Source organism: Mesorhizobium sp. M0715 (assembly GCF_040320355.1).
Classification (GTDB): Bacteria; Pseudomonadota; Alphaproteobacteria; order Rhizobiales; family Rhizobiaceae; genus Mesorhizobium.
Genome location: NZ_JAMYPL010000007.1, coordinates 225550 through 245597 on the forward strand (window position 1 = coordinate 225550; position 20048 = coordinate 245597).

22 protein-coding genes are annotated in these 20048 nt (G+C 62.4%); 13 read left to right on the forward strand and 9 right to left on the reverse strand.

Features of this window, described 5'->3' with window-relative positions; genetic code table 11:
• The 4 genes from purQ (at position 1) to NKI21_RS11685 (ending at position 2468) form a co-directional block, all read left to right on the forward strand.
• Entirely contained in the window at positions 1 to 669 is a 669-nt protein-coding gene (gene purQ / locus NKI21_RS11670; protein WP_352440154.1) for a phosphoribosylformylglycinamidine synthase subunit PurQ, read from the forward strand.
• 84 nt (positions 670 to 753) lie between these two features.
• The gene (locus NKI21_RS11675) at positions 754 to 1419 is read left to right on the forward strand and encodes a glutathione S-transferase family protein (RefSeq protein WP_127810643.1); all 666 of its coding nucleotides are present in this window, start codon (positions 754 to 756) and stop codon (positions 1417 to 1419) included.
• Complete coding sequence (locus NKI21_RS11680; RefSeq protein WP_352865627.1) at positions 1416 to 1823, forward strand: hypothetical protein; 408 nt, start codon at positions 1416 to 1418, stop codon at positions 1821 to 1823. The genes NKI21_RS11675 and NKI21_RS11680 overlap by 4 nt, the downstream gene beginning before the upstream one ends.
• A 3-nt stretch (positions 1824 to 1826) precedes the next feature.
• Positions 1827 to 2468 carry a Pr6Pr family membrane protein gene (locus NKI21_RS11685; protein WP_352440152.1) on the forward strand — a complete coding sequence of 214 codons (642 nt, stop codon included), beginning with the start codon at positions 1827 to 1829 and terminating at the stop codon, positions 2466 to 2468.
• Between the two features lie 78 nt (positions 2469 to 2546).
• Here NKI21_RS11685 and NKI21_RS11690 read toward each other — a convergent pair whose 3' ends face one another.
• Entirely contained in the window at positions 2547 to 2798 is a 252-nt protein-coding gene (locus NKI21_RS11690; RefSeq protein WP_128303279.1) for a DUF1127 domain-containing protein, read from the reverse strand.
• Positions 2799 to 2891: 93 nt separating this feature from the next.
• Between NKI21_RS11690 and NKI21_RS11695 the strand changes: the two genes are divergently transcribed.
• The 6 genes from NKI21_RS11695 (at position 2892) to NKI21_RS11720 (ending at position 9500) form a co-directional block, all read left to right on the forward strand.
• The gene (locus tag NKI21_RS11695; RefSeq protein WP_352440151.1) at positions 2892 to 4301 is read left to right on the forward strand and encodes an aminotransferase-like domain-containing protein; all 1410 of its coding nucleotides are present in this window, start codon (positions 2892 to 2894) and stop codon (positions 4299 to 4301) included.
• 119 nt (positions 4302 to 4420) lie between these two features.
• Positions 4421 to 6652 carry a phosphoribosylformylglycinamidine synthase subunit PurL gene (gene purL / locus NKI21_RS11700; RefSeq protein WP_352440150.1) on the forward strand — a complete coding sequence of 744 codons (2232 nt, stop codon included), beginning with the start codon at positions 4421 to 4423 and terminating at the stop codon, positions 6650 to 6652.
• Between the two features lie 45 nt (positions 6653 to 6697).
• Entirely contained in the window at positions 6698 to 7219 is a 522-nt protein-coding gene (locus tag NKI21_RS11705) for a hypothetical protein (protein WP_352440149.1), read from the forward strand.
• 133 nt (positions 7220 to 7352) lie between these two features.
• Positions 7353 to 7586 carry a BolA/IbaG family iron-sulfur metabolism protein gene (locus NKI21_RS11710; RefSeq protein ID WP_010909092.1) on the forward strand — a complete coding sequence of 78 codons (234 nt, stop codon included), beginning with the start codon at positions 7353 to 7355 and terminating at the stop codon, positions 7584 to 7586.
• 141 nt (positions 7587 to 7727) lie between these two features.
• Positions 7728 to 8063: a Grx4 family monothiol glutaredoxin gene (gene grxD, locus NKI21_RS11715; RefSeq protein WP_006332883.1), complete on the forward strand. Its 336-nt coding sequence runs from the start codon at positions 7728 to 7730 to the stop codon at positions 8061 to 8063.
• A gap of 252 nt (positions 8064 to 8315) precedes the next feature.
• Positions 8316 to 9500 carry a multidrug effflux MFS transporter gene (locus tag NKI21_RS11720; RefSeq protein WP_245486115.1) on the forward strand — a complete coding sequence of 395 codons (1185 nt, stop codon included), beginning with the start codon at positions 8316 to 8318 and terminating at the stop codon, positions 9498 to 9500.
• Here NKI21_RS11720 and NKI21_RS11725 read toward each other — a convergent pair.
• From NKI21_RS11725 to rpsD, 4 genes are all read right to left on the reverse strand, one after another.
• Positions 9497 to 9904: a UCP034077 family protein gene (locus tag NKI21_RS11725; RefSeq protein ID WP_352440148.1), complete on the reverse strand. Its 408-nt coding sequence runs from the start codon at positions 9902 to 9904 to the stop codon at positions 9497 to 9499. The genes NKI21_RS11720 and NKI21_RS11725 overlap by 4 nt on opposite strands.
• Positions 9905 to 9965: 61 nt before the next feature.
• On the reverse strand, positions 9966 to 10793 hold the full coding sequence (locus NKI21_RS11730; protein WP_352440147.1) for an inositol monophosphatase family protein: 828 nt from the start codon (positions 10791 to 10793) through the stop codon (positions 9966 to 9968).
• Positions 10783 to 11667 (reverse strand): tRNA 2-thiocytidine(32) synthetase TtcA, encoded by an 885-nt coding sequence (gene ttcA, locus NKI21_RS11735; RefSeq protein WP_128303274.1) that lies wholly within the window; start codon positions 11665 to 11667, stop codon positions 10783 to 10785. Before ttcA ends, NKI21_RS11730 begins: the two co-directional genes overlap by 11 nt.
• A 108-nt stretch (positions 11668 to 11775) precedes the next feature.
• Positions 11776 to 12393: a 30S ribosomal protein S4 gene (rpsD, locus tag NKI21_RS11740; RefSeq protein WP_023759539.1), complete on the reverse strand. Its 618-nt coding sequence runs from the start codon at positions 12391 to 12393 to the stop codon at positions 11776 to 11778.
• A gap of 375 nt (positions 12394 to 12768) precedes the next feature.
• Between rpsD and NKI21_RS11745 the strand changes: the two genes are divergently transcribed.
• Complete coding sequence (locus NKI21_RS11745; RefSeq protein ID WP_023810329.1) at positions 12769 to 12978, forward strand: hypothetical protein; 210 nt, start codon at positions 12769 to 12771, stop codon at positions 12976 to 12978.
• Positions 12979 to 13062: 84 nt separating this feature from the next.
• Here the strand turns inward: NKI21_RS11745 and NKI21_RS11750 are convergent, their stop codons facing one another.
• From NKI21_RS11750 to NKI21_RS11760, 3 genes are all read right to left on the reverse strand, one after another.
• A complete protein-coding gene (locus NKI21_RS11750) occupies positions 13063 to 13251 on the reverse strand; it encodes a DUF3008 family protein (protein ID WP_023810328.1) in 189 nt (62 codons plus the stop codon).
• 64 nt (positions 13252 to 13315) lie between these two features.
• Positions 13316 to 14116 carry a glutamate racemase gene (gene murI / locus NKI21_RS11755; protein ID WP_023810327.1) on the reverse strand — a complete coding sequence of 267 codons (801 nt, stop codon included), beginning with the start codon at positions 14114 to 14116 and terminating at the stop codon, positions 13316 to 13318.
• A complete protein-coding gene (locus tag NKI21_RS11760) occupies positions 14109 to 15026 on the reverse strand; it encodes an RNA methyltransferase (protein WP_352440146.1) in 918 nt (305 codons plus the stop codon). The genes murI and NKI21_RS11760 overlap by 8 nt, the downstream gene beginning before the upstream one ends.
• Positions 15027 to 15241: 215 nt before the next feature.
• On the opposite strand from NKI21_RS11760, the gene NKI21_RS11765 reads away from it, so the two are divergent.
• Complete coding sequence (locus NKI21_RS11765; protein WP_127321786.1) at positions 15242 to 16453, forward strand: NADP-dependent isocitrate dehydrogenase; 1212 nt, start codon at positions 15242 to 15244, stop codon at positions 16451 to 16453.
• A gap of 12 nt (positions 16454 to 16465) precedes the next feature.
• Positions 16466 to 17101, forward strand: coding sequence for a glutathione S-transferase family protein (locus tag NKI21_RS11770; protein WP_352440145.1), 636 nt, complete (start codon positions 16466 to 16468; stop codon positions 17099 to 17101).
• Positions 17102 to 17328: 227 nt separating this feature from the next.
• On the opposite strand, the gene alaS is transcribed toward NKI21_RS11770, so the two are convergent.
• A complete protein-coding gene (gene alaS / locus NKI21_RS11775; RefSeq protein ID WP_352440144.1) occupies positions 17329 to 19995 on the reverse strand; it encodes an alanine--tRNA ligase in 2667 nt (888 codons plus the stop codon).
• Positions 19996 to 20048 lie beyond the last annotated feature (53 nt).

Consider the following 20048-nt stretch of genomic DNA (forward strand, 5'->3'; position numbering starts at 1 on the left):
TTGAAATCAGCCGTCGTCCTCCTGCCCGGCCTCAATCGCGACCGCGACATGATCGCAGCGTTGACCAAGATTTCGGGAACACCGCCAGTCACCGTCTGGCAGACCGATACCGAAATCCCCGATGTCGACCTGATCGCCATTCCAGGCGGCTTTTCCTTCGGCGACTATCTGCGCTGCGGCGCGATCGCGGCGCGCATGCCGGTCATGCGGGCTGTGGCCGAAAAAGCGGCCGCCGGCGTTACGGTCATCGGCGTCTGCAACGGTTTCCAGATCCTGGTCGAGGCCGGCCTGTTGCCGGGCGCCTTGATGCGCAACACCTCGCTGAAATTCGTCTGCCGGCAGGTGAAGCTCGAAATCACCAATGCCAACACCATGTTCACCCGCCGCTATCAGCCGGGCCAGATCATCCGCTCGCCGGTCGCGCATCATGACGGCAATTATTTCGCCGACGCCGACACGCTTGCCCGCCTCGAAGGCGAAGGCCAAGTGGTGTTCCGCTATGCCGAGGGCACCAACCCCAATGGCTCGATCAACGACATTGCCGGCATCATCAACAGCCAAGGCAATGTGCTCGGGCTGATGCCGCACCCGGAAAACCTGATCGAAGCAGCCCATGGCGGCACCGACGGCCGCGGACTGTTCGAGAGCGCCCTCGGCATCGCCGCCTGACGATATCGAAGCGAACAGCTTGAAAACAGCCGGACATTCCTGTCTCTTTGGAGCAAGTCTGGTTCATTGGGGAGAGAGACGGTCATGAAACTCTATTCGCGGCCGTTGTCGCCCTACTCGTCGATCGTGCGGGCACTGGCCTACATCAAGGACGTACCACTCAAGATCATCGCGCCGCCGCCCGGTTTCCCCATCCCGGAAGAGTTTCGCGCCATCTCACCGATGAACCGGATTCCGGTGCTGATCACCGGCTCGGGCGAGACGATCGTCGAATCGGTGGTCATCGCCGAATATCTCGAGGAACGGTTTCCGGAGCCGGCGCTGCTGCCGCCCGACTCCAAGGATCGCGCGCTGGTGCGTATGTTCGCCCGTATCACCGATCTCGATGTGCTGACACCGATGATGAAGCTTTTCGAGCTTCATTCCGTGCCGAAGCGAAACAATGCCGAGATCGACGCCCAGTTCGCCCGCCTGCATCATGGACTGGCGGCGATCGAGGCCCGCATGGCGCAAGGGCCCTTCGCACTCGGCGACGACATTAGTTTCGCCGATGCCTGGCTGACGCCGACGCGGTTCATCTTCAACAATTTCCGGGCCATGACGGGACGCCACGACCTGCTCGACGCCTATCCCAAATTCGACGCCTACCAGCAGATCGCCTCGCAACACCCGGCATTGTCGAGGGTGTGGGGCGAGATGACCGATGGTTTGAAGATTTTTCTGTCCGAACTTGAGATGGGTGCCGCTTGATCAAGTCGAAGACGATCACGCTGGTCGCCGCGGCGGGCTTTGTGCTGGCATCTTGCCAGTCGACGTCAAAGAGCACGCCTGTTCCCTCAGGCAAAAGTGCTGCGCTGCTGGCCATGGAACAAGTGGCGATCGCTGCCCACAAATGCTGGATCGCCAGCAAGGACCCGGCCTTCAAACCGTACCAGATGGCCAATGAACTGAACTCGTTCAGCGGCACGCCGCGTTTCCTGCTGGTGCCGGCCAAGCACTATGGCGGCAAACCACTGCTGGTCGTGCAGGCGCAAGGCAATTCTAGCCGTGTCGACGTCTTCGGACCGCTGATGAACGATCCGCTCGGCGCCCGCATCGGCTCGGACATCGCTCGTTGGCAGACCGGCAATCCGGCCTGCGCCGCGACGGCCTAGCCCATGGGCCGCTTTCTGCAGATTGTGGGGCTGGTCATCGGTCTGGCCGGGCTCATCCTGCAGTTCTGCATCAGCATTCCGGCATCGATGGAAGCAGGCCGCAGCCTGCTTGGCTCCGTCATTTTCGTCTTCAGCTTCTTCACCATCTTGACCAACATCGGCGCGGTGCTGGTGTACATGTCGCTGCTGTCACCCACCTTCTATGCCTGGGTGCCGGCCTTTGCAGGCGCGCGGATGCGGGCCGGCGTTGCCGCTTCGATCGCGCTGGTTTTTATCATCTATGCAACGGTCCTGGCACAACTCTGGCAGCCGCAGGGGCTGTTCCTGCTCTGCGACGTCCTGCTGCATTATGTGACGCCGGTGCTCTTCGTGCTGTGGTGGTTGATATCGGGCGCTGACGGCAGGACGCGCTGGAGCGACATTTCCTGGTGGGTGATCTATCCCATCGCTTATCTGGTCTATGCGCTGGTGCGGGCGCCGTTTGCCGGCGAGGTGCCCTACCCTTTCCTGGACATCGCCAAGAACGGCGCGACCAGCGTCGTCATCTCGGCCGCAGCCATCACCGGACTTTTCCTCGTGCTGTGCGTGGTCGCCGTCCTTGCGGACCATGCCGTTGCTCGCACCAGGGCATCGAGCGTCCGTTAGAACTATGCGGACGTCCTGTCCGCATTTCCAGGGACCATTATCTTTCCCAAAAACCGGTTCCCACTTTTGGGATCACGGTCAGTCCCAGAACGGCCTGATGCCCTCGCGGTGGGCATCGCAGCGCGAGATGCCGATATCCTTGAGCTGGTCGTCGGTCATCTCCAGCAGCGCCAACCGGCTGCGGCGGCGATCCAGCAGGTTGTCGATCCATCTTGCCAGCGACCTCAGCACGCGCACAAGGCGGCTGACAAAGCCGCGCTGAACCGACGGGCGTATCGATTGGCCTGATAATGCAGCGCTCGAATGACGTATTGTCGCGATTGTATTCATTTTCTTTCTGCCGACGTTCTAAATTGTACCCTTTTTTGCACGCGATTGATATGTATTGACTCATGTGCCGGTGCAATATAGAAAATTGTCACCATGACAAATTGGCTTCCAGATCTCACTGCCGGCTCCGGCCCGCTGTATCAGCGGCTGGCGGATTCCATCGAGACGGACATCGATCGCGGCGTGATCGATGCCGGCGCAAAGCTGCCGCCGCAACGCGACCTCGCCTACGACATCGGCACCACCGTCGGCACGGTCGGCCGGGCCTATCAATTGCTGCGCGAGCGTGGGCTGGTGAGCGGCGAAGTCGGGCGTGGAACCTATGTGCTCGGCCAGCGCGCGAAGCCGGATTTTCCGGCTCCGGACGTCGGCGGCGAAGGCACACGCTATATCGATGCGCCTAAAGGCAAGCTGCGTTTCGACAGCACCGCAGCACCCGATATCGGCCAGGGCGACATCGTCGCCGGTGTCCTGTCGCGCACGGCGCAGGACCATCCACATGAGATTTCAAGCTACACGCGGGAGTTTCCCGACCGCTGGTACGAAGCCGGCGCCCGCTGGTTGGCGCGCAATTCGTTTCGTCCGAGTGCCGACACCATCGTTCCCACGCTCGGCACCCATGCGGCGGTGATGGCGGCAATCGCGGCGCTCACCATGCCTGGCGACTATGTTGCCTTCGAGCACCTCACCTACTCGCAGATTTCCCGCAGTGCCGGCCTGATCGGCAGGCGCACCGCGCTGGTGGCATCGGACGAGGAAGGCATCGATCCGCAGGATTTCGAGCGCGTCTGCGCGCAAAAGCATCCCAAGATGATCTTCCTGATGCCGACTGCGCAGAATCCGACGCTGGCCACCTTGTCGGCGGCGCGCCGCGAGGCGATCGCCCATGTCGCACGCGAATACAACGTCGTCCTCATCGAGGACGACCTCTATGGCAATCTGACCGATGATCCGACACCATTGCTGGCCGAGTATGCGCCTGAACGCACCATTGTCGCGGGCGGCCTGTCGAAGTCGGTCGCAGCCGGTGTACGCGGCGGCTGGCTTTCTTGCCCGCCCGCCTACCGCCACCGCATCCGTGTCGCTCACAAGATGATGACCGGCGGCATGCCCTTCCTGCTGGCGGAGGTGAATACAAGGCTGGTGCTTTCAGGTCAGGCGGATGAGATACGCAAGCGCAGCATCGCCGAAATCGGCGCCCGCATCGCCATCGTGCGCGAGACTTTGGCCGGCTTCGCATTCAAGTCGCATGACAGGGTGCCCTTTGTCTGGCTGACCCTGCCCGACCCCTGGCTTTCCGGCACCTTCAAGAACGCCTGCCTTGAGCACGGCGTGCTGATCGACGACGAGGACGAATTCAAGGCCGGACGCTCCGAGCAGGTTTTCCATGGCGTCCGCTTTGGCGTTTCGCAGCCGAGACAGCGCGAGGACATAGCCGAAGGCGTCGCGGCGATCCGGCGACTTCTCGATGAAGGCCGCGCCGGCTACGACAGCTTCTCCTGACACTGCGTGGCCTTGTCCGGTTTTCCGTCGTTTTTCGTCAATCCATGGGTGTATCGGCCGCAAGGCTTGCGATAAGACGGGACTCAAAATCCCAACGTCCCGGATATAAATCGCCGCCCATGACCATTTCCAATTCCGTGCCGATCACCCCTGAGCTCATTGCCTCACACGGGCTCAAGCCCGACGAGTATCAGCGCATCCTCGATCTTGTCGGGCGCGAGCCGAGCTTCACCGAACTCGGCATCTTCTCGGCGATGTGGAATGAGCACTGCTCCTACAAATCCTCGAAGAAGTGGCTGCGCACACTGCCGACCACCGGCCCGCAAGTCATCCAGGGGCCGGGCGAGAATGCCGGCGTGGTCGACATCGGCGACGGCGACTGCGTCGTCTTCAAGATGGAGAGCCACAACCACCCGTCCTATATCGAGCCCTACCAGGGCGCGGCGACCGGCGTCGGCGGCATATTGCGCGACGTCTTCACCATGGGGGCGCGGCCGATCGCGGCGATGAATGCGCTGCGCTTCGGCTCGCCTGACCACCCCAAGACCCGGCACCTCGTTTCAGGCGTGGTTTCCGGCGTCGGCGGCTATGGCAACGCCTTCGGCGTGCCGACAGTCGGTGGCGAGGTCAATTTCGACGCCCGCTACAATGGCAACATCCTGGTCAACGCCTTTGCGGCGGGCCTTGCCAAGACCGATGCGATCTTCCTGTCGGAAGCCAAGGGCGTCGGCCTGCCGGTCGTCTATCTCGGCGCCAAGACCGGCCGCGACGGCGTCGGTGGCGCCACCATGGCGTCGGCTGAATTCGACGACAAGATCGATGAGAAGCGCCCGACAGTGCAGGTCGGCGATCCCTTCACCGAAAAGTGCCTGCTGGAAGCCAGCCTCGAACTGATGGCCTCGGGCGCCGTCATCGCCATCCAGGACATGGGTGCCGCCGGTCTCACCTGCTCGGCGGTCGAAATGGGCGCCAAGGGCGACCTCGGCATCGAGCTCGATCTCGACAAGGTTCCTGTGCGCGAAGAGCGCATGAGCGCCTACGAGATGATGCTGTCGGAAAGCCAGGAGCGCATGCTGATGGTGCTGCGCCCGGAAAAGGAAAAGGAAGCCGAGGCGATCTTCCACAAATGGGGGCTCGATTTCGCCATCGTCGGCAAGACCACCGACGATCTGCGCTTCCGCGTTCTGCACCAGGGCGACGAGGTCGCCAACCTGCCGATCAAGGATCTTGGCGACAAGGCTCCGGAATATGATCGGCCGTGGACCGAACCGAAGAAGCCGGCGCCGCTGGCCGCCAATGACATTCCGCAAGCCGACGTTGCCGACGCGCTGCTGAAGCTGCTCGGCGGGCCCGACCTGTCTTCGCGGCGCTGGGTGTGGGAACAGTATGACACGTTGATCCAGGGCAATTCGCTGCAGCTTCCAGGCGGCGATGCCGGCGTGGTCCGGGTCGAAGGCCATGCGACCAAGGCGCTCGCCTTCTCCTCCGACGTGACGCCGCGCTATTGCGAGGCCGACCCCTATGAGGGCGGCAAGCAGGCGGTGGCCGAATGCTGGCGCAATTTGACCGCCACCGGCGCTCTGCCGCTGGCCGCAACCGACAACCTCAATTTCGGCAACCCGGAACGGCCTGAGATCATGGGCCAGCTGGTCGGCGCGGTGAAAGGCATAGGCGACGCCTGCCGTGCGCTCGGATTCCCGATCGTCTCCGGCAATGTCTCGCTCTACAACGAGACCAACGGCCAAGGCATCCTGCCAACCCCGACCATAGGCGGCGTCGGGCTGATCGCCGATTGGTCGAAGATGGTGCGGATCGGCTTTGCGGCCGAGGGCCAGATGATCCTGCTGGTCGGCGCACCGGCGTCCTGGGGAACGCATCTTGGCCAATCGGTCTATTTCAGGGACGTACACGGCCGCACGGATGGCCCGCCGCCGCCGGTCGATCTCGATCACGAAAAACGCGTCGGCGACCATGTGCGAGCGCTCATCGCCTCCGGCATCGTCACGGCGGCGCACGACGTTTCCGATGGCGGTGTCGCCGTTGCACTTGCCGAGATGGCGATGGCGTCCGGAATCGGCGCCGCCGTTCCCGGGCTTGTCGGCACCGACCCGATCCCGGTCTGGTTCGGCGAGGATCAGGGCCGTTATCTCCTGACGCTGTCGATCGATCCGCATAGTGACGAATGGGATGCCATTCGCAAGCAGCAGGGCGAACTCGGCATCTTCGCGCCGTGGATCGGCTCGACCGGGGGCAGCGCGCTGAAGCTTGGCGACGCCAGGGCAATCCCGGTCAGCGACCTCTCCGCGGCGCACGAAGGCTGGTTCCCCCGCTTCATGGACCAAGCCAGTTGACGAGAGCATGATCCCGAAAAGTGGGAGCGGTTTTTCGGGCAACTCATGATCAATCACAGGAAACTGGCTGCCCGGGCGCTGCTTGCAGTCGTCTTCTGGCCGTCGTTGTTCTTCTTCTGGTTCCTGGGACCGTTCGTCTTTTTCCTGCTGTCGACAACCTCAAGCGAGGTGTGCATGCGGCTGGAAACGCGCGCGGAGTTCCTTGCCGCGGCCAATGGCGCCATCCCCATGCTCATCGCGCAGAATCTCATCTACACGATCCCGATCGTCTGCCTGGTTCTGTGGGACCGCCTGGCGCCGGATCCGGCGCGAACAAGGCACATTGTCACCTGCATCAAGCTTTTTGCCAGCGCGGTGGTCGTAGGGGCGTTGTGGGAGTACGGCTCGTCGTTGACCTGCGACGGCTACGGCCAGGCGTTCTTCTCGCCGGCTTGGCAAATGACGAGCTATCTTCCCATTGTCAGCCTCGTGCTCAACTTGCCGCTCTATGTACTTGCCTTCAGCCTTGGCCGTGCTTTCTCGACACGTGACGACGTTGCCGAGGATGAAGCAAGCCCACCGGCCTAGTCTTTCTCTGAAGCCGTCGGGCCGTCTTGCCGTTGGTGGGACAGAACGGCTTCAATCCGGACCGGAAAGGCTTTAGGCTCGCCCGACTCTCATCTTATGGTCGGCTGCCGGCCGCTCGAAACAGGATTTTGCCATGGCAATGGATGCCCACGACATCGAAAAACTGATCAAGGACGGCATTCCGGACGCCAAGGTGACGATCCGCGATCTCGCCGGCGACGGCGACCATTATGCGGCCGAGGTGGTGGCCGAGAGCTTTCGAGGGAAAAGCCGCGTGCAGCAGCACCAGATGGTCTATGACGCGCTGAAAGGAAATATGGGTGGCGTGCTGCACGCACTCGCCTTGCAGACCAGCGTCCCGGACTGACCGTTAGCCTTGGCCCAACACGGCTCATCCTTTGCGCCATTTCAGCCACGGCACGGCTAACGTCTTGTTTCGAGCAATCGTTGGGTTTATTTGAAGGGATATGTTTCGAGCCTGACTCCCACAGGCGGGAAAGGATTTTCCATGAGCGGTATCAACGACTACATCGACAATGAAGTGAAGGGCAACGATGTCGTCCTTTTCATGAAGGGCACGCCCGGTTTCCCGCAATGCGGATTTTCCGGCCAGGTCGTCCAGATCCTCGACTATATCGGCGCCGACTACAAAGGCGTGAACGTTCTCGACTCGGCTGAACTGCGCCAGGGCATCAAGGAATATTCCAACTGGCCGACGATCCCGCAGCTCTACGTCAAGGGCGAATTCGTCGGCGGCTGCGATATCATCCGCGAGATGTTCCAGGCCGGTGAGTTGCAGACGTTCCTCGTCGAGAAGGGCGTCAGCGTCAAAGGCGCCGCCTGATTCTGTTTGTGCATATTGCCATCCGAAGGTTGATTTTGATTTTCGGGGTCATGCACAAAGGCGCCGGGAGCAGCCCACCTCGGCAATTTTCATGTCCTGAACCCAGGACCAAGACGAGCCAATGCGCCGGCCCGCCGGCGCATTTTCGTTTGAAAGATCGGACTTGCCGTGGACCAGTCAAAACCAGAGCCGCAATCGGCAAGCAAACTGCCCATTCCGCGCTGGGAGTTCATAGCCCTGTGCGCGGCGCTGATGGCGCTGAACTCGCTGGCCATCGATATCATGCTGCCGGCGCTGCAGCAGATCGGCGCCTCGCTCGGCGTCGAAAATGAAAACCACCGGCAGTACGTCATAACGGCCTACATTCTGGGCTTCGGCGGCGGACAGTTGTTCTTCGGGCCGATCTCGGATCGCTTCGGGCGTCGCGCACCGCTGGTCGCCGGGCTGGTGATTTATGTCGCCGCGGCGGCGGCTGCCGCCATTGCGCCAAGCTTTGAAACACTTCTGCTGTGCCGGGCCGTGCAAGGCATCGGTGCGGCCGCCACCCGCGTCATCGCCGTCTCGATCGTGCGCGATACGTTCGACGGCCGGCGCATGGCCGAGGTGATGTCGCTGATCTTCATGGTGTTCATGGCGATACCGGTCATTGCTCCCGGCATCGGCCAGTTCATCATGCTGTTTGCGACCTGGCATTGGATCTTCGTCACCATGGCCGTCGGTGCGCTCCTCGTCTCGGCCTGGTCGCTGCTGCGCCTGCCTGAAACACTGCATCCCGAACATCGCCGGCCGCTGACCGTGAACTCGATTGTCGGTGGGTTTCGCATCGTGCTCACCAACCGCATTGCGATCTGCTATGCCTTCGCCAGCACCTTCATCTTCGGCGCCATGTTCGGCTTCATCGCTTCGGCGCAGCAGATCTATGTGGACATCTTCCATGTCGGCGAGATGTTCCCGGTCATCTTCGCCGGGGTTGCGGGCGTGCTCGCCTTCTCCAACTTTCTGAATTCGCGCCTTGTCGGCCGTATTGGCATGCGCCGCCTGTCGCAGAGCGCGCTGCTGCTGTTCCTGGTCATCAGCCTTGCCTGGCTGGTCGTTTCGCTGGAAATGAAGATGCCGCTCTGGCTGTTCATCACCTTCTTTGCCTGTGCCATGCTTCCGTTCGGTGCGCTCGGCGCGAACTTCAACGCGCTGGCCATGGAACCGCTCGGGCAACTGGCCGGCACGGCGTCATCGATCCTCGGTTTCATGCAGACGTTTCTCGGCGGCATTCTCGGCACGCTGATCGGCCAGGCCTTCAACGGCACGGTGACGCCGCTGGCCGCCGGCTTCTGCAGCGTCTCGGTCGCGGCGCTGCTGATGATCTTCATCGCCGAGCGCGGCAAGATGTTCCAGCCACAGAACCCGCCCGTTTCAGGGCACATCACCGACTTGCATTAGGAGGCACCTTCAAGAGCTGCCGTGAATCGAGGAGCAAGCATGCGCCCCGCGATTGCTCCACCCATGCTGTGCGAAAAGGGCAATGGCAGAGCTTCATCCAGTGCCTTGAGGATTGAGGCCACGAAGGCCCGGCTGAGCTGGGCATCGGTTCCCAGATCGGAATATGTGGCGCGAGGCTTGCCGATCAATGTGCCGTCGCGGCGAAGCGAGAACCGCAACGTGAGGGACATGCCCGCGGTTCCGGGTGGCGGCTTCCAGCAGGCATAGATCGCGTCCGACATCTCCTTTATCGTATCGACGGGATCGGGACTGCGACAGCTGCGCTCTTGCGATGTTGCTTCCTGGGAACTGGCAAACAAGACGGCGGCAAGAGCCGTGGCGACAAATGCGAACCGAGGTTTCATTCGAGAGCCTCCGGATTTGCGTAAGATAGCATCGCTCCTTCGGCTAACGCAGCAATTAATCCTATTGCGCCCAGAGTTCGCGGCGCAATTCGTCCCAGCTTTCGCGATCGGGCGCGACAAGCAGGCCGCCGCCGAGATGCGAGGGCAGATAGGTGCTGCCGTCGAAGCGCGCCGCATGGCCGCCGGCCTCGGCATGGATCAGCACGCCGGCCAGATGATCCCACGGCATCAGCTTGTTGTAGACGACGAAGTGGGCATGGCCGCTCGCCAACAGGCGGTATTCGTGCGCGGCGCAGCGATAGGCGAATTGCGACAGGATCTTCGTCTGGTTGCGCGCCAGCCGCGACCGCTCCGGCTCGGCCATATATTGCCAGGAGACGGAGCCGGTCATTTCCGAGATCGGCGCGAGTGCCGCGACGTGCACCTTCTCCAGTCTGCCATGCGCATGCCGGATATGGCTGCCGGCGCCCCTGGCACCAATCAGCCAGTCCTTGCCGACGGGATCGTGGATGATGCCGGCAACCGTCTCGCCCTGGACCACGACCGCCAGCATGACGCCGAACAGCGGCACGCCGGAGGCGAAGTTGAAAGTGCCGTCGACCGGATCGATGACGAAGGCCAGATCGGCATCCCCCAGACCATCGAGCAGTGCCGGATTGTCGGAACAGGCCTCCTCGCCGACGATCATCGCCTGGGGATAGCGCTCGCGCAGCCGCGCGGTGATCAGCCGCTCGGCATTGACGTCGGCTTCGGTCACGAGGTCGGCAGCCGACGTCTTCTGGCGGATGTCGCCCTCACCAAGCCGGCGAAAGCGCGGCATGATCTCGGTCAGCGCCGCCTCGGCCAGAATGCCGGCCAGCCAATCGATTGCGGTGTCGTCAAATGTCATCGGAAATGTCTTGCCTTGTGGTGAGGGTGTCGTTGAGGGCAGCGAAGTCGAACAGCTTTCTGTCGAGCAGATGCGATGGCCTGCTGTTCGACAGCGCCCGCAGCATCGTATCCTTGCGGCCCGGCATGCGCTTTTCCAGGTCCTCGAGCATCGCCTTCATGGCGTTGCGCTGAAGACCTTCCTGGCTGCCGCAGAGATCGCAGGGAATGATCGGGAAATGCATGGCGGCGGCGAATTTTTCCAGATCGGCCTCGGCGCAGTAGCTCAATGGCCGCAGCACCATGACGTCGCCCTCGTCGTTCAGCAGTTTTGGCGGCATGGCGGCGAGACGGCCGCCATGGAAGAGATTCATGAAGAAGGTTTCGAGAATGTCCTCGCGATGGTGGCCGAGCACCAGCGCCGAGCACCCCTCCTCGCGCGCAATGCGGTAGAGATGGCCGCGCCTGAGGCGAGAGCAGAGCGAGCAATAGGTGCTGCCCGCAGGCAGCTTGTCGGTGACGACGGAATAGGTGTCCTGATACTCGATGCGATGCGGGATGGCGTATCTGTCGAGATAGTCCGGCAGGATATGTTTGGGGAAATTGGGCTGGCCCTGATCGAGATTGCAGGCCAGAAGATCGACCGGCAAGAGCCCGCGCCATTTGAGGTCGAGCAGCACCGCGAGCAGGCCGTAGGAATCCTTGCCGCCAGACAGGGCAACGAGCCAGCGCTGGCCGGGCTTGACCATCGAGAAGTCCTCGATCGCCTGCCGGGTCAGCCGCAGCAGCCGCTTGCGCAATTTGTTGAATTCGACCGAGGACGGCACGTCGGCGAACAGCGGATGGAAGCCGCCTTCGCTGTCGGCGATCGGTTCGATGTCTGGAAGCATGTTCATGGCATGTCGCTTTCAGTGGCCCAGAGCGCCGGATTAGCGGACATGACCGACAAAGAAAAGGCCGCCTCGACGGGCGGCCTTTGCTTGGTATCGCAGAACGCGCTCGTTTTAGCGCGAATAGAATTCGACGACCAGGTTCGGTTCCATCTGCACGGCGAACGGAACGTCCGCAAGGCCAGGGATGCGCGAGAAGGTCGCGACCATCTTGTTGTGATCGGCTTCGATGTAGTCCGGCACGTCGCGCTCGGCGAGACCGACCGCTTCCAGAACGATGACCAGCTGCTTGGACTTTTCGCGCACTTCGACGACATCGCCCGGCTTGCAGCGATACGAGCCGATATTGACACGCTTGCCGTTGACGTTGACGTGGCCGTGGTTGACGAACTGACGGGCGGCGAAAATGGTCGGCACGAACTTGGCGCGGTAGACGACCGCGTCGAGACGCGATTCGAGCAGGCCGATCAGGTTCTCCGAGGTGTCGCCCTTGCGGCGGTCAGCCTCTTCATAGACCTTGCGGAACTGCTTTTCCGAAACATCGCCATAGTGACCCTTCAGCTTCTGCTTGGCGCGCAGCTGCAGGCCGAAATCGGAAAGCTTGCCCTTGCGGCGCTGGCCATGCTGGCCAGGACCGTATTCACGCTTGTTGACCGGGGACTTCGGGCGGCCCCAGATATTTTCGCCGAGACGGCGGTCGATCTTGTACTTCGCGGATTCGCGCTTGCTCATCGCATTCCCTTTTCAAAACAATACACCCGGAACCTCATGGTCCGGGTGAAGGAAACGCGCCCTCCTCTGGCCTCCGTTTTCGAGACCTGACAGGGTTTTCCCACGCAACGCGGCGGAAAACCCACGGGACACGTCAGTTCAAACAAGATAGTAGAATTGGATTTCCACGCATCTTGCGCACATAAAGAAAACCACCGGGCATTGCGGCCCGGTGTTGGGGCGCTGATTAAACGGAGATTTAACCGGTGTCAAGCTTGTGGCTGGCGTAGGCCATGGCGACGATATAGCGTCTCTGGGTTGAGTGCAGTGCCGGATGTGGCGGGAGGTTGCGCCAGCGGCATCAGGAAGGGACCGGAGCAGAGGAGCTACATTCGCATGAAGAAATTCTTCCTTACCCTGACAGGAGCCGCTGTGTTGGCGGGATCCATGGCGGTCCTGACACCGGAGCCGGCGGAGGCCAGGCATTGGCAAGGACACCGGCATCACCAGGCTTGCCGCATCGTGATCAAGAAGAAGGTTATCTGGCGGCACGGCCACAAGAAGGTCATACGCTACAAGATCAAGCGCTGCAGCGGGCGCTGGTAGGCTCCTATCCGGTCTCAGGCGGCCGATATCATTTCAAAGCCCGCGGTCTTGGCCGCGGGCTCTTTGATTCCGGATGCTTAACCCTTAGTCTTTCGACTTCTTCTCCGGCAGGCCCTTGCGCTTCGTCTCGGCGAATTCCTCGAGCTGCTTTTCGCTCATCGATTCGTACATTCCCTTGGAAGCGCCCTGGAGTTCGCTCTTCTTGGTCTCGCCGCGCTTGGCCGACAGAGCCGCGCCGGCGGCTTTCTGCTGGGCTTTCGAGGTGGCTGGCATGGCTCTTTCTCCCGTTAGAATCTGGAGAAAAACGCAACGACTGCCGTGATGTTCCGCTTCGCAATCACGACATCGCCAGCCCGAAGCCCTGTATTAGGCGACGGGTCGGAAAATCGGCTCTTTTCGATGTGAAGACGGCAAGGTCGGGGCCTTCAGGCAGCATCTCGCCACGACCGCTCGGATCGATGTCGGCGAGAAGCGACAGCGCCCGGCGCGCGATCGCTTCAGCGGGGTCGAGCCAATCAACCGGCCAGGGCGCCGTCTTGCGCATGCGATTGGCCAGAAAGGGGTAGTGTGTGCAGGCGAGCACGACGATATCCGTACGCAGCGCATCATGTTCGACGAAGCACGGCGTAATCTCGGTGCGCACGGCTTCTTCATCGACGAAGCCCTCACGCATGTAGATCTCAGCCAGTCCCGCAAGCCTGTCGCTGCCGACCAGGCGGACATGGCATTTCTGCGCCCATTTGCTGATCAGGTCGCGCGTGTATTGGCGCTTGACGGTGCCAGGCGTCGCCAGCACCGAAACCAGCCCTGAGCGCGTGCGTTCCGCCGCCGGCTTGATCGCAGGCACCATGCCGACGAAAGGATGCTCGGGAAATCTATCGCGCAGCGCATCGATCACCAACGTCGAGGCGGTGTTGCAGGCGATGACGGAAATGGCCGGCGCAAAGCGCTCCAGCAGTTTGCCGAACAATTCGAGTATATGCGCCCTCAGCGCCGGCTCTTCCCAAGCGCCGTACGGAAACGCAGCGTCGTCGGCGACATAGATGAAGCGGCGGTCGGGCATCAGCACGCGCGCCTCGCGCAGCACGGTAAGCCCGCCGATGCCCGAATCGAACATCAGGATCGGCCGCTCAGTCATTGTCGGTTCCTTTTCCGCCCAACGGCGGTATGTCATCGTCCTTGCCGGCGTCGGCAAGGCGCGCCGCTTCCGCCTTGCGGGCCCGCGCAGCGGCCGCGGCGGGCAAACGCCGCGGATCGTCGCCAGGGGACCCGTCGCCGCGCGGCATCGCCGGCGAAAACCTGTCGAGCGACGAGATGATGCCGCGCAGCACCTTGAGCTCCGGTTCGGCAAAGCCGGGGCGTGTGAGCACCGCGCGCAGATTGTCGACCATTTTCGGCTTCTTCGGTGCCGGCCGGAAATAGCCGCGCGCTTCCAGTGCGCCTTCGAGATAGGCGAACAGGCCGTGCAATTCTTCCTTGCTTGCCGGTTTCATGTCCGGGCCGGAAAAATTGGTCCTGGTCTCGTCTTCCAGGCCGGACTTCATCCATTCATAGGACATCAGCAGCGCGGCCTGGGCAATGTTGAGCGAGGAGAAATCGGGATCGACCGGGAAAGTGACGATCTCGTCGGCAAGGCCGACCTCGTCATTGTAGAGGCCGAAGCGTTCGCGTCCGAACAGGATGCCGGTGCGCTGGCCCATTGTGTGGCGCGCCCGCAGCAGCCTGCCCGCCTCCACCGGCCCGCGCACGGATTTGAAGCCGTCGCGCTGCCTGGCCGTGGTGGCGAAGACAAAGTTCAGGTCGGCGAGCGCCGAGGCCAGATCGTCGAACACTCTCACGGCGTCGATGACATGGTCGGCGCGGCTGGCCGCCGCGCGTGCCTTCTCGCTCGGCCAACCATCACGCGGGTTGACCAGGCGCAGCTCCGACAGACCGAAATTGGCCATGGCGCGCGCGACCATGCCGATGTTCTCGCCAAGCTGCGGCTCGACGAGGATGATCGCCGGGCCGGCGACTGCAATGCTATCGGGATCTTTGATGACGGGCATGATTGTCAATGAACTGCTGTTTGCGGCATTTCAGCGTCCCTGCCACATTCGGCCGGGAAAATGAAGCATTCGCAAATGACGACGGCTCTGGCCTCCAATTCGTGACCGATCGCCGTTTGCGTGGCCAAAAGCGCTTTGATATACGGGCGACATCTCCCGGCCCAACGCCACGCGGGCAAGGCCGTCCCATATCCCAGCAACGAGGCATTCTTTCCATGGCGAAGATCAAGGTGGCGAACCCGGTCGTCGAACTCGACGGCGACGAGATGACCCGCATCATCTGGCAGTTCATCAAGGACAAGCTGATCCATCCTTATCTCGACCTCAAGCTTGAATATTACGACCTCGGCATCGAGCACCGCGACGCCACCAACGACCAGGTGACCATCGATTCGGCCAACGCCATCAAGAAACACGGCGTCGGCGTGAAATGCGCGACGATCACGCCCGACGAACAGCGCGTCGAGGAGTTCAAGCTGAAGAAGATGTGGAAGTCGCCGAACGGCACCATCCGCAACATCCTCGGCGGCACCATCTTCCGCGAGCCGATCATCATGAAGAACGTGCCGCGCCTGGTGCCCGGCTGGACCAAGCCGATCATCGTCGGCCGTCATGCCTTCGGCGACCAGTACCGCGCCACCGATTTCCGCTTCCCCGGCAAGGGCAAGCTGACCATCAAATTCGTGGGTGAGGACGGCCAGGTGATCGAGCACGATGTGTACGACGCGCCCGGCGCCGGTGTCGCCATGGCCATGTACAATCTCGACGACTCGATCCGCGAGTTTGCCCGCGCCTCGCTGAACTACGGCCTGCTGCGCAACTATCCGGTCTATCTGTCGACCAAGAACACTATCCTCAAGGCCTATGACGGCCGCTTCAAGGACATCTTCCAGGAGGTCTACGAGGCTGAATTCGAGGCCGAGTTCAAGTCGAAGAAGCTGTGGTACGAGCACCGCCTGATCGACGACATGGTGGCCTCCGCCCTGAAATGGTCGGGCGGCTATGTCTGGGCCTGCAAGAACTATGACGGTGACGTGCAGTCCGACACGGTTGCTCAGGGTTTCGGCTCGCTCGGCCTGATGACATCGGTGCTGATGACACCGGACGGCAAGACCGTGGAAGCCGAAGCCGCGCATGGCACCGTCACCCGCCATTATCGCCAGCATCAGAAGGGCGAGGAAACCTCGACCAATTCGATCGCCTCGATCTTCGCCTGGACGCGCGGCCTCGCGCACCGCGCCAAGCTCGACGACAATGCCGACCTGAAGCGTTTCTCCGAAACGCTGGAAAAGGTCTGCATCCAGACGGTCGAGTCCGGCTTCATGACCAAGGACCTGTCGCTCTTGATCGGCCCCGACCAGCCCTGGCTGTCGACCACCGGTTTCCTCGACAAGATCGACGAGAACCTGCAGAAGGCGATGGCCTGACAAGTAAGCAAGATGGGCAAGCCCATCGTCTACGGGGCGGAGTACAGCGTCTATCTACGCATCGTCCGCCTCGTACTCGCGGAAAAAGGCATCGACTACGAGCTTGTGCCGGTCGATGTCTTTGCCGCCGATGGCGTTCCCGCCTGGTATTTCGAGCATCATCCGTTCGGCCGCATCCCGGCCTTCGAGCATGACGGGTTTCGCCTCTTCGAGACAAGCGCGATTGCGCGCTATGTCGAGGAGGCGTTCGACGGGCCGACGCTGCAGCCTGCCGACGCGCGCGGCCGCGCCAGGATGGGCCAGATCATCGGCATGCTCGACGCCTATGGCTATCGCGCGATGGTCTGGGATGTTGCCGTCGAGCGGCTGGAGAAAGAGGCCCCCGACGAGGCGCTGATCGCCAGCGGGCTGCGCCAGGCCGAAACGGTGCTCGGGGTGCTTACCTCACTCAAGGCTCCCGGACCGTGGCTGCTCGGCGACCAGCTCACGCTGGCCGACCTGCACGCGGCACCCATCATCGCCTATTTCCTCAATGTCGCCGAAGGGCAAGGCCTGTTGGCACGGTTCGCGGACATCCAGGACTGGTATGCGCGCATTGCGGCTCGGCCGAGCTTCGTGCGGACTGAACAAGCCCGCGATAAGTATTGAGAGGCCTGCGGGACAGCGCCCCCCTCTGTCCTGCCGGACATCTCCCCCACGAGTGGGGAGATTGGCAGCGTCCGCTAAGGCGCCTATTCCGGCGCGGTTTTATTTCCACGTGGGAGATTGGCGAAAGCCGACGCGACGTCCGATCTCCCCCCAAGTGGGGGAGATGTCCGGCAGGACAGAGGGGGGCGCTGGCCCTCCAACCGTTGCTATAAATTCAGCCCACTAGCCTACGCCGCTTCGAGTGCCGCCCTCACCGCTGCAATCGCATCATCGGCCTTGGAAGCGTCGGGGCCACCGGCCTGGGCCATGTCGGGCCGCCCGCCGCCGCCCTGCCCGCCCAATGCGGCGGAGGCCACGCGGACAAGGTCGACGGCGCTGAAGCGGCCGATGAGGTCGTCGGTGACGGCCACCACGACGCTTGCCTTGTTGTCTTCGCCGGCGCCGACGAAGACGACGACGCCGGAGCCGAGCGAGCTCTTGCCGGCATCGGCCAGCGGCTTCAAATCCTTCGGCGAGACACCGGAGACCGTCTTGCCGAGGAAGCCGACACCGGCGACCGTCTCATTGGCGGCTGGAGCATCGGCTGACGATCCCCCGCCCAGCGCCAGCTTCTTGCGCGCCTCGGTCAATTCCTTCTCGAGCTTCTTGCGCTCTTCGAGCAGCGTCTCGACGCGCGCCGGCACATCGGCCGGCGAAATCTTGAGCACGGCCGCCGTCGCCTTCAAACGCCGGTCCTGCTCGTCGAGATGTTTGCGCGCGGCTTCGCCGGTCAGCGCCTCGATGCGGCGCACGCCGGCGGCGACCGCGCTGTCCGACACGACACGCACCAGGCCGATATCGCCGGTCGCCCGGACATGCGTGCCACCGCAGAGCTCGACCGAATAGGGCCGGTTGGCCTTGGCGCCGTGCACCCCGGTGCCCATGGACACGACGCGCACTTCGTCACCATACTTCTCGCCAAACAGCGCCATGGCGCCTTCGGCAATGGCATCGTCGACCGACATCAGGCGCGTGGACACCGGGCTGTTCTGCACGACGATCTCGTTGGCCATGCGCTCGACCTCTTCGAGGTCCTCCGATGAAATGGGTTTGTTGTGCGAGATGTCGAAGCGCAGGCGCTCGGGCGCCACCAGCGAGCCCTTCTGCGCGACATGGCTGCCCAGCACCTCGCGCAGCGCCTCATGGATCAAATGCGTCGCGGAATGGTTGGCGCGCAACCTGGAGCGGCGCGCATGATCTACCTTCAGTTCGACGGCGGCGCCCGTCTTGACCGTGCCGCTGGCAACCTTGCCGATATGCACGAACAGCCCGTCGGCCTTTTTCTGCGTATCGGAAACCTCGATCGAGAAGCCCTCGCCTGAAATAACGCCGGTGTCGCCCATCTGGCCGCCGGACTCGGCATAGAACGGCGTCTGGTTGACGACGATCGCCACTGCGTCACCCTTGCCGGCGCTGTCGACGGTCTTGCCGTCCCTGACCAGCGCCTGGATGATGCCTTCGGCAGCTTCAGTCTCATATCCGAGGAACTCGGTGGCGCCGGCCTTCTCGCGCACGGAGAACCAGATGGTCTCGGTCGCCGCGTCGCCGGACCCAGCCCAGTGCTTGCGCGCCTCGGCCTTCTGCTGCTCCATCGCATTGGTGAAGCCGGCAAGATCGACAGAGATGCTGCGCTGGCGCAGCGCGTCCTGCGTCAGATCGAGCGGGAAGCCATAGGTGTCGTAGAGCTTGAAGGCCGTCTCGCCGTCCAGCATGTCGCCGGCATGAAGCGTTTCGGTCGCCTCCGAAAGCAGGCCGAGGCCGCGCACCAGCGTCTTGCGAAACCTGGTCTCCTCGAGCTTCAGCGTCTCGGTGATCAACTGTTCGCCGCGCAGCAGTTCCGGATAGGCCTGACCCATTTCGCGCACCAGCGCCGGCACCAGCTTCCACATCAGCGGTTCGTTGGCACCGAGCAACTGCGCATGACGCATGGCGCGGCGCATGATGCGACGCAGGACATAGCCACGGCCTTCGTTCGAAGGCAGCACGCCATCGGCGACCAGGAAGGAGGACGAGCGCAGATGATCGGCAATGACCCGGTAGGACGCGACAGTCTCCTTGTCGGGACCATGCCCGATCGCGGACGAGGCCGCGTCGATCAGGTGACGGAACAGATCGGTCTCGAAGACGCTTTCCACCCCTTGCAGGATGGACGCCATGCGCTCCAGGCCCATGCCGGTGTCGATCGAGGGGCGCGGCAGGTCGATCCGCTCCTCCTTCGTCACCTGTTCATACTGCATGAACACCAGGTTCCAGAATTCCAGGAAACGGTCGCCATCTTCCTCCGGGCTGCCGGGAGGACCACCCCAGATGTGCTCGCCGCGGTCGATGAAGATCTCCGAGCACGGCCCGCAAGGTCCAGTGTCGCCCATCGCCCAGAAATTGTCAGATGTCGCGATGCGAATGATGCGGTCGTCGGAAAACCCGGCGATCTTCTTCCAGAAACCGGCCGCCTCGTCGTCCGTGTGATAGACGGTGACCAGCAGCTTGTCCTTGTTCAGCCCGAACTCCCTGGTGATCAGGTTCCAGGCAAGCTCGATGGCGCGCTCCTTGAAATAGTCGCCGAAGGAGAAATTGCCGAGCATCTCGAAGAAGGTCAGATGGCGTGCCGTGTAGCCGACATTGTCGAGATCGTTGTGCTTGCCGCCGGCGCGCACGCTCTTCTGGGCGGTCGACGCGCGCGAATAGGGCCGCTTCTCCAAACCGGTGAAGACATTCTTGAACTGCACCATGCCGGCGTTGGTGAACATCAGTGTCGGATCGTTGCGCGGCACCAGCGGGCTCGACGCGACGATCTCGTGACCCTCCTTGCGGAAGTAGTCGAGAAATGTCGACCGGATCTCGTTCACGCCACTCATGAATGCTGCCTTTTCGGAAGAGCCGCCGGCAAACCGGCGGAAATGGGCTCTGC